This is a genomic window from Stenotrophomonas sp. Steno-C18 (assembly GCF_056393195.1).
Map to the genome: position 1 here is coordinate 68756 of NZ_JBWJOX010000006.1, position 14733 is coordinate 83488.

Sequence of the window (14733 nt, forward strand, 5' to 3'; positions counted from 1 at the left end):
GCCCACGATCATGATCGATCTGTTCAAGAGCGAGTTGCAGCGCTTTCGCCTGTGGACCATCGCCGCGGCGGTGGTGCATGCGGGCATCCTCGGGTTCCTGACCCGGCTGGTCGACCTGGCGCAGCAGCCGCTGCAGGTCTACCAGGTCTTCAGCGTGGCCTATGCGGTATCGGGCACCCTGCTGGGCCTGTACCAGATGGGCAGCTACCGCCGGCCGAACCAGTGGCTCAGCCTGCTGCACCGGCCGATGTACCGCCTGCGCATCGCCGCGGCATTGGGGGGCGCCGGCGCCGTGCTGCTGTTCGTGGCGATGGCGCTGCCGATCGCGCTGGTGGCCCTGTACCAGGACACGATGACCGCGCGGGTGGTGGACCTGCGGCATTGGATGCTGCCGGTCGCGGCCTGGCTGATCGGCCTGATCGGTTACACCGCCGGTGCCTATGCGATGGTCGCCAACCGCCGTCATTCGTTCGCGGTGGTGGTGCTGCCGGTGCTGCTGATGTTCGCGCAGGCCTCCGGCGTGATGATGCTCGCGGTGCAGCTGTCGATCCTGGCGCTGCTGGTGGTGCTGGTGGCGATCGCCTTCCGCCCTGATCCGGTGGCACCGCCGCGCAGCTTCGCCGCGGTGGTGCTGACCGCGCTGCCGGTGCAGGTCGGGGCCTACTTCCTGATCTGGATGCTGGGCTTCGCCGTGGAGATGACCTGGACGCTTTCCGGCACGCATCCGCTCAACATGCCGGTGCCGCCGAAGGGCGGCTACATCGAGGCCGAACGTGCTCAGGGCAAGGACATCCTGCTGTCCGGCATCGCCGACAGCCGCGACCCGGACGCGGCGCTGTGGCGTGAACAGATCGCCCTGTCCGACGTGGTCACCCGTTACCCGCTGCGCAGCCTGCCGCGGCGGGGCGAGCTGACCAACGTGGCGCCGATGGAGTTCGACGACGCCGAACACAGGGTGCGCTGGGTGTTCACGCACGACGGCATGCGCTTCGTGGGCTACGGCACGCTGGACGGCCGCGCGCGCGGTGTGCTGGGGGCGGGTCCCGCGCAGGCGGCGTTCCCGGCGCCGACGCTGCAATACGACGACGGCTACCTGTTCAACGCGAACGCGGCCTACCAGTACGACAGCGAGCAGCAGCGCATCTTCGAACGCGTGCGTCTGCCGCAGGGCGAGGTGATGGCCAGCCCGCCGGCACCGGCCGGGGACAACGTGCTGGCGCTCAGTGACCGCGCGGCCTACTTCTATCCCGGGCGCGAAGCGGCCAACGGCCTGGACCGGATGCAGCCGCTGCTGCGCGTGCCGATGCCGGCCGCGGTGGGCAACCTCAGCCGGGTGGACATGATCGAGCTGCTGGATGGCTACCTGGTGTCGTTCACCTACACCTGGGGCGTGTGGTCCAGCGAGCTGCAGCAACCGTTCCAGCAGGTGCTGCGCGTTGACGGCGAGGGGCGCGTGCATCCGGTCGCCCGCCGCGCGCTGCAGGTCGACCTGCCACCGGCCTATCCGGCGCGCATCTGGTGGCTGTCGCCGGTGCTGCGCACGCTGTGCCTCGGTGCGCAGGACCTGTATGCGGCGCCGGATCCACTGCGTGCGCCCCCGCAGCCGGTTCCAACCGGAATGGTGTGGTTGGCGTTGGCCGGTTGCCTGGCGTCGCTGCTGGGTGCGATCTGTGTGAGCGCGCGGCAATCGCATTCGCCGCGCGAGCGCTGGGCATGGGTACTGCTGTGCGGCGTGGTCGGCCTGCCGGCGCTGGTCAGCCTGTGGCTGATGTATCCGCGTCGCGAACCGCTGCCGGTACCCGCTGCGTCGACGCACGCGGCCATCGCCTGAACGCAACGGTCCCGTTCCCGTGGTGCGGGAACGGGCAGGAAACCCATGGAGAATGATGATGAGCAAGTTCCGTGACGCCTGCGCGGCGCTGGCGCTGCTTGTGCTGATGAGCGTGGCCGTGGACGTGCCGGCGGCAGTCCAGGACCCCACGTTGCACAGCGCCGCCACCGCGCAACGCGCGCTGGCGCCCGCAGCGCGTCTGCCACGCGCCGCGTTCCTGGAAGACCGTGCACTCGCCGCCGTGCGGTTGTCGCCGGGCGGTGACCAGGTGGCCTGGCTGCGCGAACAGGGCCAGGCGCGCAGCCTGATGGTGCTGCCCACCGCCGGTGGTGCGGCCAGGGTCCTGGTGGGCCGTACCCAGGCGCGGCAACTGTCCTGGTCACGCGATGGCCGCTGGTTGTTCCTGCGTGCACCGCGTTCGCTGGCAATGGTGCCGGTGCATTCGGCCGGCGGCATGCGCACCCCCTTGGGCGGCGTGGAGCAGCGCCAGGTGATGAAGGTCGATCCTTCGCAGCCGGCGGCCGTGCTGCTGCGCGAGCGCGTGGTGGCCGGCGATGGCGAGCGCTGGCGGATCGTCCGCATGGACGCGCAGGGCAAGCGCAGCGTGCTGCGCGAAGACGCGCACTGGGTCCACGACGTCGCGCTGGACGCGGCCGGGCGGATCGTGGCGTTGGCGCGCTTCGATGGCGATCACGACGCCCTGTACCGGGTGCAGCCCGATGGCCGGTTGCGGGCGGTACTGCGGCTGCAGCCGCTGGAACGGGTCAACCTGCTGGCGGCGATGGACGACGGCAGCCTGCTGCTGGACGGCAACCCCGGCGGCAACTTCCGCCGCGTGCTGCGCCTGGAGGCCGATGACACGCTGCGGACGCTGCACGAGGATCCGCGCCACGAGGCCGACCTGGACGAGGTCGTGCTCGATCCGGCCACCCAGCAGCCCGTGGCGGCGAGTTACCGCAGCACCGTGGCCACCACCCATGGCATCGGCGCGGCGGCGCCGGTACTGGCGGCCATCGCCCGCCAGTTGCCGGGGCGCGACATCGGCGTGCAGGCCGCCGGCGCATCCTCGACGTGGCTGGTGTCCGCGCGCGCGGCGACCCTGCGCGACCCGCAGTGGTATCTGTACGACGCACGGCGCGGCGGGCTGCGACGCATCCTCGATGCGCCCGCGGCGGCGGGGCAGGCACCGCCGGAAAGCCAGCTCTCGCGCAAGGTTGCGGTGTCCTACCGCGCCTCCGATGGCATGCAGGTGCATGGCTTCGTGCTGTTGCCGCCGGGCGTGGATCCGGCGCGGGCGCCGTTGGTCGCACAGGTCCATGGCGGTCCGATCAGCCACTTCCGCCCCGGCTTCGATGGCGTGGCGCAGTTCCTGGCCAATCGCGGCTACGTGGTGTTCCAGTCCAACTTCCGCGGCTCCACCGGCCATGGCCGCGCGTACACGTTCGCGCCGCAGGGCGACTACGGCAATGGCCGCGTGCAGCAGGACGTGGTCGACGGCGTGCGCTGGCTGCTGGCGCAGGGCATCGGCGATCCCCAGCGCGTCGGCATCGTCGGCCATTCCTTCGGCGGCTACTCCACGCTGCTGGGGCTGACCTTCCAGCCGGAGCTGTTCAAGGTCGGCGTGGCCGGCGCGCCGCCCGCGGACCTGGGCTGGGCGATGCGCTGGCTGGTCATGTCCGGCGAGCAGGGGGACCTGCCCGATCGTTCGTTGCGGCAGACGCTGCGTGCACTGTCACTGGATGCCACCGAGCCGGCGACCCGGGCGCGGTTGCACGCGCAGTCACCATCGGCCAATGCGGCGCGGATGCGCCGGCCCTTGCTGGTGATGGCCGGGGCCGTGGATCGCACCGTGGCCATCCGCGAGGTCACCCATTACGTGGCCACGCTGAAAGCGCAGGCCACCCCGGTCACCCTGCTGGTCGACCCGGAAGGCGGGCATTCGCCGGTCGACCCGATCCCCCGCGAGGCCTACCTGTTCGCGATGGAAACGATGCTGCAGCGGCATCTGGGTGGGCCGGTGCCCGAACCCGCCGGCCAGCGCCTGCGCGCCTACCTGCGGCAGAACCTGCGGGTGGCCGGGCCGGAGTTCGCGGCCCTGGCGCAACCGGCGCCCTCGCCATGAGCCCGTTGGCTTCCGTCCGCCGCGTGCGGGAGGTCAGGCCACGAACGGCCGGAAGTTGATGCCCAGGCCAAGCATGCCTTCGGCTTCGCCGACCAGGTCCGCGCGCAGCAGCGGCCGTGCGTCGATGAAGTCCTTGGACAGGACCAGTGACAGCGTGTTGCCGTCCACCGACAGCTCCAGCGTCGGGATCGGGTCCGGCTCGTGCGCGCGGTGCAGCAGCACCGCCAGACGCAGCAGGGCGGCGGTACGCTTGGCCGGCAGCAGCAGGCGCTCGGGCAGGGCATCGAATGCGGCCTTGGACACGCCGCGGCGATGGGTGCGGATCAGCGCCGCCAGCATCTGCTGTTCCTGCCGCGAGAAGCCGGAGATGTCCGAGTTCTCGATCACGTAGCTGCCGTGGGTGTGGTAACCGCTGTGCGCGATCATCAGGCCGAGCTCGTGCAGGCGCGCGGCCCAGCCCAGCATGCGGGCATCGTCCGAATCCAGCTTCCAGCTTTCGGCCACCTGCTCGAACAGGCGCTGCGCGGTGGCCTCCACGCGCAGGGCCTGGGTGGTGTCGATGGCGTAACGCTGGGTCAGCGCCGCCACCGATTCGTCGCGCGGGTCGTTGTCGCTGGCGCGGCCCATGATGTCGTAGAGGATGCCTTCGCGCATCGCCGCCTTGCTGACCAGCAGCTTCTGCAGGCCCAGCGACTGGAACGCCGCCTCCAGCACCAGCACGCCGCCGGCGATGATCGGGCGGCGCTCGCTGGACAGGGTCGGCAGGTTGATGTCGTTGATGTGCTTGGCGCGCAGCAGTTCCTCGCGCAGCTGCGGCAGGGCCTCGGCGGTGATCGCGCCCTTGCTCAGCTTCATCGCCGCGCAGATCTCGCTGATCGCCTTGTGGGTGCCCGACGAGCCCAGTGCCTCCTGCCAGCCCAGCGCCTTGTACTTGTTGGCGAAGGGCTGGAACTCGGCGCCGATCTCGGTGAGTGCGTCCTTCCAGCGCTTCTTGCTCAGCTTGCCGCCGGGGAAGAAGCGTCGCGTGCTGGCGATGCAGCCGGCCTGCAGGCTTTCGCGCTCCAGGGTCTGCATGCCTTCGCCGATGATGAACTCGGTCGAGCCGCCCCCGATGTCGATCACCAGCCGGTGCTGGCCCGGCTTCGGGGGCTGCGCATGCGCCACGCCCAGGTAGATCAGGCGGGCTTCCTCGCGGCCATTGACCACTTCGATGGCGTGGCCCAGCGCGGTCTCGGCCGGCATCAGGAAGGACAGCGGCGAGCGCAGCTGGCGCACGGTGTTGGTGGCCAGTGCACGCACCCGGTAGGGCGGGATGTTGCGGATGCGCTGGCCGAACCGGGCCAGGCATTCCAGCGCGCGCTGGCGGGCGTCGGCGGACAGGCCGCCCTTGCCGTCCAGGCCGTCGGCCATGCGCACGGTTTCGCGCAGGCGATCGACCACGCGCAGCTGCCCGAGCAGGTAGCGCGCGATGACCATGTGGAAGCTGTTCGAGCCGAGGTCGATGGCGGCCAGCAGGTCGCCGTCCTGCAGGGGCGGTGGGGTCGTTGAGGACTGGGGCATGGCGGAATGGTACTGGCAGGAGGGAGTGAAGAGGAGTGAGGAACGGGAAAAACAGGCGGCGCACCGCTCGCCCGATCACCGCCACCGCCCGCGCGGGCGCGACGATGTCGCCGGAGGGCGCTGCAGCAGCGGCCCTCCACTCCTCGTTCCTGCTTCCCCGGTCCCTGCCTTACAGCGCTTCGAGCAGGGCCTGCTGGGCTGAATGCGGCGGCTGGCCGGGGGCAGGCTGGCACTGCAGGTAACGCCCGTCGGCCTGCAGGTCCCACGCGTTGAGGTTGTCGTCCAGGTAGTTCTGCAGCACTTCGCGGTAGATGCGCTTGGCCAGGTCGCTGTCCAGGATCGGGAAGCAGGTTTCCACGCGGCGCAGCAGGTTGCGCTCCAGCCAGTCGGCGCTGGCGCAGTACAGCTCCGGCGCGCCGTTGTTGCCGAACCAGTACACGCGGCTGTGCTCCAGGAAGCGGCCGACGATCGAGCGCACCCGGATGTTGTCCGAGACGCCTTCCACGCCCGGGCGCAGGGTGCAGGCGCCGCGTACGATCAGGTCGATCTGCACGCCGGCCTGTGAGGCGGCGTACAGCGCGCGGATCACCTGCGCCTCGTTGAGTGCGTTCATCTTGGCGATGATGCGTGCCGGCTTGCCTTCCTGGGCCAGCCGGGTCTCGCGCTCGATGCGCTTGATCAGGCCGGTGTGCAGGGTGAACGGCGACTGCAGCAGGCACTTGAGCTTCATCTTCGGCGCCAGCCCGGACAACTGCTGGAACAGCAGGTGCACGTCGTTGCCGATGTCCGGATCGGCGCTGATCAGGCTCAGGTCGGTGTACGCGCGGGCGGTGCCGCTGTGGTAGTTGCCGGTGCCCAGGTGCACGTAGCGGCGCAGCTTGCGGCCCTCGCGGCGCACGATCAGCAGCATCTTGGCGTGGGTCTTGTAGCCGACCACGCCGTACACCACCTGCACGCCGGCATCCTGCAGGCGGTCGGCCAGGCCGAGGTTGGCCTCTTCGTCGAAGCGCGCGCGCAGTTCCACCACCACGGTGACGTCCTTGCCGTTGCGCGCGGCCAGGATCAGCGCTTCCACGATCCCGGAGTCCTTGCCGGTGCGGTACAGGGTCTGCTTGATCGCCAGCACGTTCGGGTCCACCGCCGCCTCGCGGATCAGCTCCAGCACGGTGCTGAAGGAGTCGAACGGGTGGTGCAGCAGGATGTCGTTGCGCGCGGCCATCTCGAAGATGCCTTCGGAGGTCTTGAGCACGCGCGGGCTCATCGGCGGGTACTTCAGGTCCGGCCGCTGCAGCAGGTCATAGACCTGGATGACGCGGTTGAGGTTGACCGGGCCATTGATGCGGTAGGCCGCGTTCTCCGACAGGCCGAAGTTCTGCAGCAGCGTCTGCATGATCGGCTTCGGGCAATCGTGCGCGATCTCCAGGCGCACCGCCGGGCGATAGCCGCGGTCGACCAGTTCATCACGCAGCGCCAGCGCCAGGTTCTCCACTTCCTCCTCGTCCACCACCAGCTCGGAGTTGCGGGTGACGCGGAACTGGTAGGCGCCCTGTACTTCCATGCCCGGGAACAGTTCGTCGACGAAGGTCGACAGCACCGCCGACAGCAGCACGAAGTTCTGCGGGCCGCCCAGCGACTCGGGCAGCTGGATGATGCGCGGCAACGAGCGCGGCGCGCGTACCAGCGCCAGGTGGCCGGCGCGGCCGAAGGCATCGGTGCCCTTCAGCACGACCACGATGTTGAGCGACTTGTTGAGGATCTTCGGGAACGGGTGCGACGGGTCCAGGCCCAGCGGCGACAGCACCGGCATGATCTCGTTGCGGAAGTAGGCGCGCAGCCAGCGGTGCTGGCGCGCGGTCCATGCCTTCTGCGCGAGGATGCCGACGCCGGCCTCGGCCAGTGCCGGGCGCAGTACTTCGTTCCAGCAGCGGTACTGCTGGTCCACCAGTTCGGCGGCACGGTCGTGGATGGCACTCAGGATGGCCTGCGGGCTCATCCCGTCCGGCGCCGGCGGCAGGCCGAATTCCTGCGCGTGGCGCACGGCGGCGGCGCGGATCTCGAAGAACTCGTCCAGGTTGGTGCAGGAGATGCACAGGAAGCGCAGGCGTTCGAGCAGCGGCACCTGCTCGTCCTTCGCCTGGGCCAGCACGCGGAAGTTGAAGTCCAGCTGCGACAACTCCCGGTTGATGTACAGCGCCGGATCTCGCAACAGTTCGGGGGCAGCGACGGGGGCGGGGGAGGGCGGGTTCATGCCGGGAAGTCTTCCGTGGACGAGATCGAGGGGGAGTTGCTGCGCGGACGTACGTGTTCGGCGTCGAAATGGCAGGCGAAGGTGCTGCCCTGGCCCACTTCACTGCGGATTTCCAGCCGTGCCTGGTGCAGGCCGAGGATGTGCTTGACGATCGACAGCCCCAGCCCGGTGCCGCCGCTTTCGCGCGAGCGGCTGCTGGACACGCGGTAGAAGCGCTCGGTCAGCCGCGGCAGGTGGTTGGCCGGGATGCCGTAGCCGGTGTCCGTGACCGCCAGCACCGCGCCCTTGCCCTCGCGGGCGAAGGTCAGGCTGATCCTGCCGCCGGCGGGCGTGTAACGCACCGCATTGGTCAGCAGGTTGGAGAAGGCGCTGTGCAGTTCCTTGTTGGAACCGGCCAGGTCCACCCCAGCCTGGTCCTCGACGGTGATGGTGTGGCGGCCCTGGCTGTGCGCTTCGGCTTCGCGCTTGAGCGAGGCCAGCATCGAGGTCATCGCCACCGTCTCCAGCTCGGTGTGCTGCTGCGATTCCAGCCGCGACAGGGTCAGCAGGTCCTCGACCAGCTGCGCCATGCGCTGGGATTGCTTGCGCATCTCCGACAGCATCGGGCCGGTATCGGGGAAGTCTTCCGGGTCCATCATGTCCAGGTAGCCATGCACCACGGTCAGCGGCGTGCGCAGCTCGTGCGAGACGTTGGCCACGAAGTCGCGGCGTACCTGTTCCAGGTGCAGCAGCTTGGTGACGTCGCGCGCCACCAGCAGCCAGTGGTGGTCCGAGTACGGGATCAGGCGCAGGTGCAGGCGGATGCCCGGGTCGACCGGCGAATTGGCATCCAGGATCGGCTCGGCGTTGCGGCCGCCGGCCAGCCAATGCGCCAGCGGCAGCGGCTGCAGGCGCTCGACCAGTGCCGCGCCCATGTCGGCCGGGTGCTGCAGGCCGAGCAGGCTGGTGGCCGCTTCGTTGAACCACTGCACGCGTTGGGTGTTGCGGTCCACCACCACCACCGCGTCGGGCAGCGCGGCGGCGGCTGCGCGATAGCTGCGCAGCATCTCGATCAGGCGCCGCTTGCGCACGCGCATCTCCTGCTGGTTGCGGTACAGCAGCCGGTCCAGCTCGTTCCAGACGCCCACCCCATTGCTGGTCTCCCAGCGCTGGCGTGCGGTCAGGCGCAACAGCACCTGGCGCAGTCGCCAGTAGTGCCAGGTCAGGACCAGCAGCGCCGCCACCGCCACGCACAGGGCCGGATGGCCGGTCCACGTCCCCAGCAATCCGGCCAGCAGCAACAGCACGGCCACGGTGGCCAGCGTCTTCAACCAGGCGGATCGGAATTGGCGGGGCATTGCGTTCTCGGGGTGGCGCGGAGGGTTCATGCGGATGAACCCGGGTTATAGCATCAAGCGCATGGCACGGCCTGCCGGCCGCATCACCGCTCAGATCGAAGCGGAGAACCGATAGCCGGCGCCACGAACGGTCTGCACCATGTTTTCCGCACCGAACGGTTCCAGCGTCTTGCGCAGGCGGCGGATGTGCACGTCGATGGTGCGCTCCTCCACGTAGACGCTGCCGCCCCAGACATGGTCCAGCAGCTGCGAGCGCGTGTAGACGCGTTCGGGGTGGGTCATGAAGAAGTGCAGCAGGCGGTACTCGGTGGGGCCGATCGGCACCGGCACGTCGCCGGCGAACACGCGGTGGGCGGCACCGTCGATGCGGATGCTGCCCACCGACACGCTGCCGTCCTCATCGTCATCGCGGGTGCGGCGCATCACCGCGCGGATCCGCGCCAGCAGTTCGCGTGCCGAGAACGGCTTGACCACGTAGTCGTCCACGCCGGCTTCCAGGCCACCGACGCGGTCGTTCTCCTCGCCACGGGCGGTGAGCATGATGATCGGCACATCGCGCGTCATCGCTTCCTTGCGCCAGCGCCGGGCCAGTTCCAGGCCGCTGGTGCCGGGCAGCATCCAGTCCAGCAGGATCATGTCCGGGACACGGTCGGCGATGGCGGTCTGGGCTTCGAGGGCGTCACCGGCATGCACCGGTTCGTACTCGCCCTTGCGCAGGGCAAAGGCGACCATGTCACGGATCGCGGGTTCGTCATCGACAATCAGGATGCGTTTCTGCACGTCGTGCCTACCGTTAGTGCCCATCAAGCGGGAATGCGCCCAGTAGACTACGGTTTGATGACGGGTTTGTGACAGCGCGGGCGGCGTGCCGGTTGGCGCCCGTGCAGCATCGGTCAGTTGCGTGACATCTCCGGGTCACGCTGGCCCAGCCGGCGCATTTCCAGCACGGTCGGCATGATCGACTCGATCCGGGCATCGACCCGGGCCCGGGTGACGTAATCCAGGCTGGGCTGCTTGAGCAGGGCCTGGAACTGGATCAGGGCCTGTTCCGGACGGCCGTTCAGGTAGGCGGCCTCGGCGTAGCTTTCGCTGGCCCGGGTGGTGTCGCCGGCCAGTTCGCTGGCCCGGGCGAAGGTGGCCTGGAACACCGGGTCGTCGCCGGAACGGGCCAGCAACGGCCGCAGCATCGCCTGCGAGCGCTTGCCGGCGTCCTCGCCCCCCTGTTCGTTGAGCACCCGCGCATAGGTCAGCGCGACCGGCCGGTTCTGCGGCAGCCGCCTGGTCAGTGCGTCGAAGCGGGCGTTGGCCTGGGCGAACTGGCCGTTGCGGGACTCCGCTTCGCCCAGCGCCAGTTCGATCCAGAGGTTGTCGGGGTACTCGCCGTCGAGCTGCTGGAGTTCCTGCAGGGCCTGCTTGGCTGCGGTGCCGCCGTCGCGCAGGCGGGCGATCGCCACGCCGTAGCGTTGGGCGTCGGTCAGGCCGTTCTTCTGGCTGCGCTTGAGCCCTTCGTATTCGCGGATCAGCTCCGAGGGCGTGGTGGCGCTGAGCACGCGCAGTCGCTCGCGGGCCCAGTCGAACTGGCCGGTGGCCCCGCGCGGCAGGCTGCTGCTGGGCAGCGACAGTTGCAGGCCGGAGGGCAGCAGCGGGTTGCCGCTGCTGGACAGCGGGTCGCCGGTGGTATCGGGGATGGCCGGGTTGACCCGCTCCTGGTGGATCCCGGTCGGTGTCTGCGTGGTCAGCAGCAGGGTGTCCTTCTTCATCTGCTCGGCGCGCGACTTGGCCTCGCTGATGCGGGTGGTGTTGACCGGGTGGGTGCGCAGGAAGTCCGGGGTCGAGTAGCCGCCCTCGTTGCCACGCATGGCCGCGGACATGCGCTCGAAGAAGCCGGCCATCGCATCCACGTCGTAACCGCTGCGGGCCAGGGTGCGGATGCCCAGGCGGTCGGCCTCGGATTCGTTGGAGCGGGTGTAGTTGATCTGCCGCTGCTGCATCAGGCCCATGCCGGAGGTGATCGCCGCCATCGTGGCGTCGCCGGAGGAATTGCCGCCGGCCTGCTGGGCGGCGATCACCGCCGCCAGCATGCCCAGCAGGATCGGGATCTGGTCGCGCTGGGCGCGCTCCACCCCGCGCAGCACGTGCTGCTGGGTGACGTGGGCGATCTCGTGGGACAGCACCGCGGCCACCTCGTCCTCGCGCTCGGCGGTCAGCACCAGCCCGGCATTCATGCCGATGTAGCCGCCCAGCGTGGCGAAAGCGTTGATCTGGCGGTCCTTCATCATGAAGAACGTGTACTTCTGCTGCGGCTGGGCGCTGTTGGAGCCCAGCCGCCGGCCCATGGTGTTGAGCCAGTCGTCCACCAGCGGGTCGTCCAGCAGGTAACCGTAGTTGCGCAGTTCGCGCAGCATCATCCCGCCGTACTCGGCCTGCCGGGCCGGGGTCAGCAGCTCGCCGGCCGATGAGCCGATGTCCGGCAACTTGGTGTCATCGGCCCGGGACAGCGGTGTGGCCAGGGCCAGGGTGACAGCGGTGGCGAGCAGAAGCGTGCGCAAGCGGGAGCTCCGGAAGAGGCAGGGCGGAGGATGACGGGGAACGGGTGCCGCGGTGTGAAGCACAGGTTAATCCGCAGTGTTCTGTCGGTGGCGTGGAAAATCCAGTCGCCAGCTACCATATACAGACAACATTTCCTGTCGGGAGTTTCCTCGTGAGCAACCAAGCCAATGGCGCAGGCGCGCCGGAGATCACCATCTACTCCACGGCGGTCTGCCCGTACTGCGTGGCGGCCAAGAACTTCCTGCAGAGCAAGGGCCAGTCCTGGACCGAAGTCCGCATCGACCTGGACCCGGCCGAGCGCGAGAAGATGATGTCCCTGACCCGTCGCACCAGCGTGCCGCAGATCTTCATCGGCGAGGTCCACGTGGGCGGTTACGACGACATGATGGCCCTGCATCGCGCCGGCAAGCTGGAGCCGCTGCTGGCGGGGCAGGGCGCATGAGCCAGCCCACCGACAAGGACCGCGTGGCCGAGTTCACCGAGTTCCGCCAGCGCATGAACCAGCGCATCCTGGCCGAGCCGAACCAGGTGGTGCGGCGCTTCTTCGCGCTGGACACCCAGACCTACCAGGCCGGCGCGCTGGACGTGAAGACCAAGGAGCTGCTCGGCCTGGTCGCCTCGCTGGTCCTGCGTTGCGACGACTGCATCAGCTACCACGTGGCCCAGTGCAAGGAGGCCGGGGTGACCCGCGAGGAGTTCTTCGAGACCTTCTCGGTCGGGCTGGTGGTCGGCGGGTCGATCGTCATCCCGCACCTGCGCCGCGCGGTGGACTTCCTGGACCAGCTGGAGAGCGGTGCCGCCGAGGCCCCGGCCGGGCACGACCACGGCTGAACCCCAGACCATGGTCCAGTTGGGGGAGGGGGCCGGATCAGGCATAATTGACAGTTGAAACTGTTTCATACGCGCCGGTATCCGGGCAGCCGGATGGCGCTATCACTCCTCCCTGTTCGGAATACCTAACAAATGACGCAGACAATCACCGTCATCCGCGGCGATGGCATTGGCCCGGAAATCATGGACGCCACCCTGTTCGTACTGGACAAGCTCAATACCGGGCTGCAGTACGAAGATGCGGACGCCGGTCTGGTCGCGCTGGAAAAGCACGGTGAGCTGATCCCGGCTGCCACGCTGGAATCGATCACCCGCAACAAGGTCGCGCTGAAGAGCCCGCTGACCACCCCGGTGGGCGGCGGCTTCAGCTCGATCAACGTGGCCCTGCGCCGCCAGTTCGACCTGTACGCCAACGTGCGCCCGGCCATCTCGTTCCCGAACACCAAGTCGCGCTACGAGAACATCAACATGATCACGGTGCGCGAGAACACCGAAGGCGCCTACCTGGCCGAAGGCCAGGAAGTGTCCGCCGACGGCGAGACCGCGTTCTCCGGCACCCGCATCACCCGCAAGGGTTCCGAGCGCATCGTGCGCTACGCCTTCGAGCTGGCCAGGAGCACCGGCCGCAAGAAGGTCACCGCCGTGCACAAGGCCAACATCATCAAGTCGACCTCGGGCCTGTTCCTGAACGTCGCCCGTGAAGTCGCCGCGCAGTACCCGGAGATCGAATTCCAGGAAATGATCGTCGACAACGCCTGCATGCAGTTGGTGATGCGTCCGGAGCAGTTCGACATCCTGGTCACCACCAACCTGTTCGGCGACATCATCTCCGACCTGTGCGCCGGCCTGGTCGGCGGCCTGGGCCTGGCCCCGGGTGCGAACATCGGCAAGGACGCGGCGATCTTCGAAGCCGTGCACGGTACCGCGCCGGACATCGCCGGCCAGGGCAAGGCCAACCCGGTCGCGCTGATGCTGGCCGCTGCACAAATGCTGGACCACGTCGGCCAGCCGGAAAACGCCGAGCGCCTGCGCAAGGCCATCGTCGCCACGATGGAAGCCAAGGATTCGCTGACCGGCGACCTGGGCGGCACCGGCACCACCATGGGCTTCGCCCAGGCCATCGCCAGCCGCATCTGATCCACCGGCCAACGCTTGTGGTTCAACCAGAACGGAGCGCGCAAGCGCTCCGTTTCTTTTTGCCCGCTCGCCACCCGCGCCGATGCCATTGCCCCCTTCCTTTCGCCGTAGGCGAAGGGGATGGCTGGGGAGGGGTAAGGCGTGTCGCTGCAGACAACCACTCGCAGGCGGATCCAAGGCCCCAGCCCTCCGCCCATCAGGACGGAAAACACAAACAAGAAGGGCGCCTCGCGGCGCCCTTCGATTCCTGCATGACGGTCGGCTCAGTTGCGCGACTGCAGCTTCGACAGCAGGCGCAGGAACTCGATGTACAGCCACACCAGCGTGACCATCAGGCCGAACGCGCCGTACCACTCCATGTACTTCGGAGCGCCGGCTTCCACGCCGCTTTCGATGAAGTCGAAGTCCAGCACCAGGTTCAGCGCCGCGATCACCACCACGAACAGGCTGAAGCTGATGCCGATCAGGCCGGACTGGTGGATGTAGGGGATCTGGATGTTGAAGAAACCCAGCACGATCGTGGCCAGGTACACCAGCGCGATGCCACCGGTGGCCGCGACCACGCCCAGCTTGAAGTTCTCGGTGGCCTTGATCAGCCCGCTGCGGTAGGCGAACAGCAGCGCGAACAGGGTGCCGAAGGTCAGGATCACGGCCTGGAACACGATGCCGTTGAAACGCACCTCGTAGATGGCCGAGATCGAGCCCAGGAACAGGCCTTCGGCCAGGGCGTACAGCGGCGCGCTGACCGGTGCCCAGGTCTTCTTGAAGATCGTCACCAGCGACAGGATGAAGCCGACGATCATGCCGCCCCACAGGTACAGCTTGGCGGCCGGCAGCAGTTCGCCGCTGTCGCTGATCGTGCCGTTCCAGGCGAAGGCGGCGGTCAGCACGGCCAGCAGCAGCAGGATGCCGGTCTTGTTGACGGTGCCGTTGATGGTCATCGCATCGGCGCCGCGCGAGACGACGGTACCGCTGCCAAGGTCGAGGAAGGTGGATTCGGAAAGGGCCGGATTGCCGCTGCGCATGCAATGCTCCATGGCTGGGTGAGGAGGGTTTATCCCGTCCAGCATACCTGCATCGACGAAAGTGAAAATTGTCGTTGACAGATCCGGCTTCA

Annotated in this window: 11 protein-coding genes; 5 read left to right on the top strand and 6 right to left on the bottom strand. The window is 68.5% G+C overall.

Translation table 11 applies throughout. The features are described from left to right. The first annotated feature begins 10 nt into the window (after nt 1-10). A complete protein-coding gene (locus tag AC06FE_RS13230; RefSeq protein WP_478073282.1) occupies nt 11-1831 on the top strand; it encodes a hypothetical protein in 1821 nt (606 codons plus the stop codon). Between the two features lie 58 nt (nt 1832-1889). Beyond that, nucleotides 1890-3953 (top strand): S9 family peptidase, encoded by a 2064-nt coding sequence (locus tag AC06FE_RS13235; RefSeq protein WP_478073283.1) that lies wholly within the window; start codon nt 1890-1892, stop codon nt 3951-3953. Nucleotides 3954-3986: 33 nt separating this feature from the next. Here the strand turns inward: AC06FE_RS13235 and ppx are convergent, their stop codons facing one another. The 5 genes from ppx to AC06FE_RS13260 all read right to left on the bottom strand — a co-directional run bounded on the left by ppx (nt 3987) and on the right by AC06FE_RS13260 (nt 11647). After that, a complete protein-coding gene (gene ppx, locus AC06FE_RS13240) occupies nt 3987-5513 on the bottom strand; it encodes an exopolyphosphatase (RefSeq protein WP_192286554.1) in 1527 nt (508 codons plus the stop codon). Between the two features lie 169 nt (nt 5514-5682). Further along, nucleotides 5683-7761 (bottom strand): polyphosphate kinase 1, encoded by a 2079-nt coding sequence (gene ppk1 / locus AC06FE_RS13245; RefSeq protein WP_313254058.1) that lies wholly within the window; start codon nt 7759-7761, stop codon nt 5683-5685. Further along, complete coding sequence (gene phoR, locus AC06FE_RS13250; RefSeq protein WP_132862563.1) at nt 7758-9098, bottom strand: phosphate regulon sensor histidine kinase PhoR; 1341 nt, start codon at nt 9096-9098, stop codon at nt 7758-7760. Before phoR ends, ppk1 begins: the two co-directional genes overlap by 4 nt. Before the next feature lie 90 nt (nt 9099-9188). Further along, the gene (phoB, locus tag AC06FE_RS13255) at nt 9189-9878 is read right to left on the bottom strand and encodes a phosphate regulon transcriptional regulator PhoB (protein WP_478073284.1); all 690 of its coding nucleotides are present in this window, start codon (nt 9876-9878) and stop codon (nt 9189-9191) included. A gap of 113 nt (nt 9879-9991) precedes the next feature. Beyond that, nucleotides 9992-11647, bottom strand: coding sequence for a M48 family metalloprotease (locus tag AC06FE_RS13260; protein ID WP_446541373.1), 1656 nt, complete (start codon nt 11645-11647; stop codon nt 9992-9994). 152 nt (nt 11648-11799) lie between these two features. Between AC06FE_RS13260 and grxC the strand changes: the two genes are divergently transcribed. The 3 genes from grxC (at nt 11800) to AC06FE_RS13275 (ending at nt 13616) form a co-directional block, all read left to right on the top strand. Beyond that, nucleotides 11800-12090: a glutaredoxin 3 gene (grxC, locus tag AC06FE_RS13265; RefSeq protein WP_446541372.1), complete on the top strand. Its 291-nt coding sequence runs from the start codon at nt 11800-11802 to the stop codon at nt 12088-12090. Next, on the top strand, nt 12087-12479 hold the full coding sequence (locus tag AC06FE_RS13270; protein ID WP_192286550.1) for a carboxymuconolactone decarboxylase family protein: 393 nt from the start codon (nt 12087-12089) through the stop codon (nt 12477-12479). The genes grxC and AC06FE_RS13270 overlap by 4 nt, the downstream gene beginning before the upstream one ends. 132 nt (nt 12480-12611) lie before the next feature. Continuing rightward, the gene (locus AC06FE_RS13275) at nt 12612-13616 is read left to right on the top strand and encodes an isocitrate dehydrogenase (RefSeq protein ID WP_192286549.1); all 1005 of its coding nucleotides are present in this window, start codon (nt 12612-12614) and stop codon (nt 13614-13616) included. A 263-nt stretch (nt 13617-13879) separates the two neighbouring features. On the opposite strand, the gene AC06FE_RS13280 is transcribed toward AC06FE_RS13275, so the two are convergent. Next, nucleotides 13880-14641 (bottom strand): Bax inhibitor-1/YccA family protein, encoded by a 762-nt coding sequence (locus tag AC06FE_RS13280; RefSeq protein ID WP_478073285.1) that lies wholly within the window; start codon nt 14639-14641, stop codon nt 13880-13882. Nucleotides 14642-14733 lie beyond the last annotated feature (92 nt).

Excerpts from the sequence above, each read along its gene's own strand:
- phoR (WP_132862563.1), bottom strand. The coding sequence starts at position 9,098 with ATGCCCCGCCAATTCCGATCCGCCTGGTTGAAGACGCTGGCCACCGTG.
- AC06FE_RS13270 (WP_192286550.1), top strand. The coding sequence starts at position 12,087 with ATGAGCCAGCCCACCGACAAGGACCGCGTGGCCGAGTTCACCGAGTTC.
- ppx (WP_192286554.1), bottom strand. The coding sequence starts at position 5,513 with ATGCCCCAGTCCTCAACGACCCCACCGCCCCTGCAGGACGGCGACCTG.
- AC06FE_RS13235 (WP_478073283.1), top strand. The coding sequence starts at position 1,890 with ATGAGCAAGTTCCGTGACGCCTGCGCGGCGCTGGCGCTGCTTGTGCTG.
- AC06FE_RS13280 (WP_478073285.1), bottom strand. The coding sequence starts at position 14,641 with ATGCGCAGCGGCAATCCGGCCCTTTCCGAATCCACCTTCCTCGACCTT.
- ppk1 (WP_313254058.1), bottom strand. The coding sequence starts at position 7,761 with ATGAACCCGCCCTCCCCCGCCCCCGTCGCTGCCCCCGAACTGTTGCGA.
- AC06FE_RS13230 (WP_478073282.1), top strand. The coding sequence starts at position 11 with ATGATCGATCTGTTCAAGAGCGAGTTGCAGCGCTTTCGCCTGTGGACC.
- AC06FE_RS13275 (WP_192286549.1), top strand. The coding sequence starts at position 12,612 with ATGACGCAGACAATCACCGTCATCCGCGGCGATGGCATTGGCCCGGAA.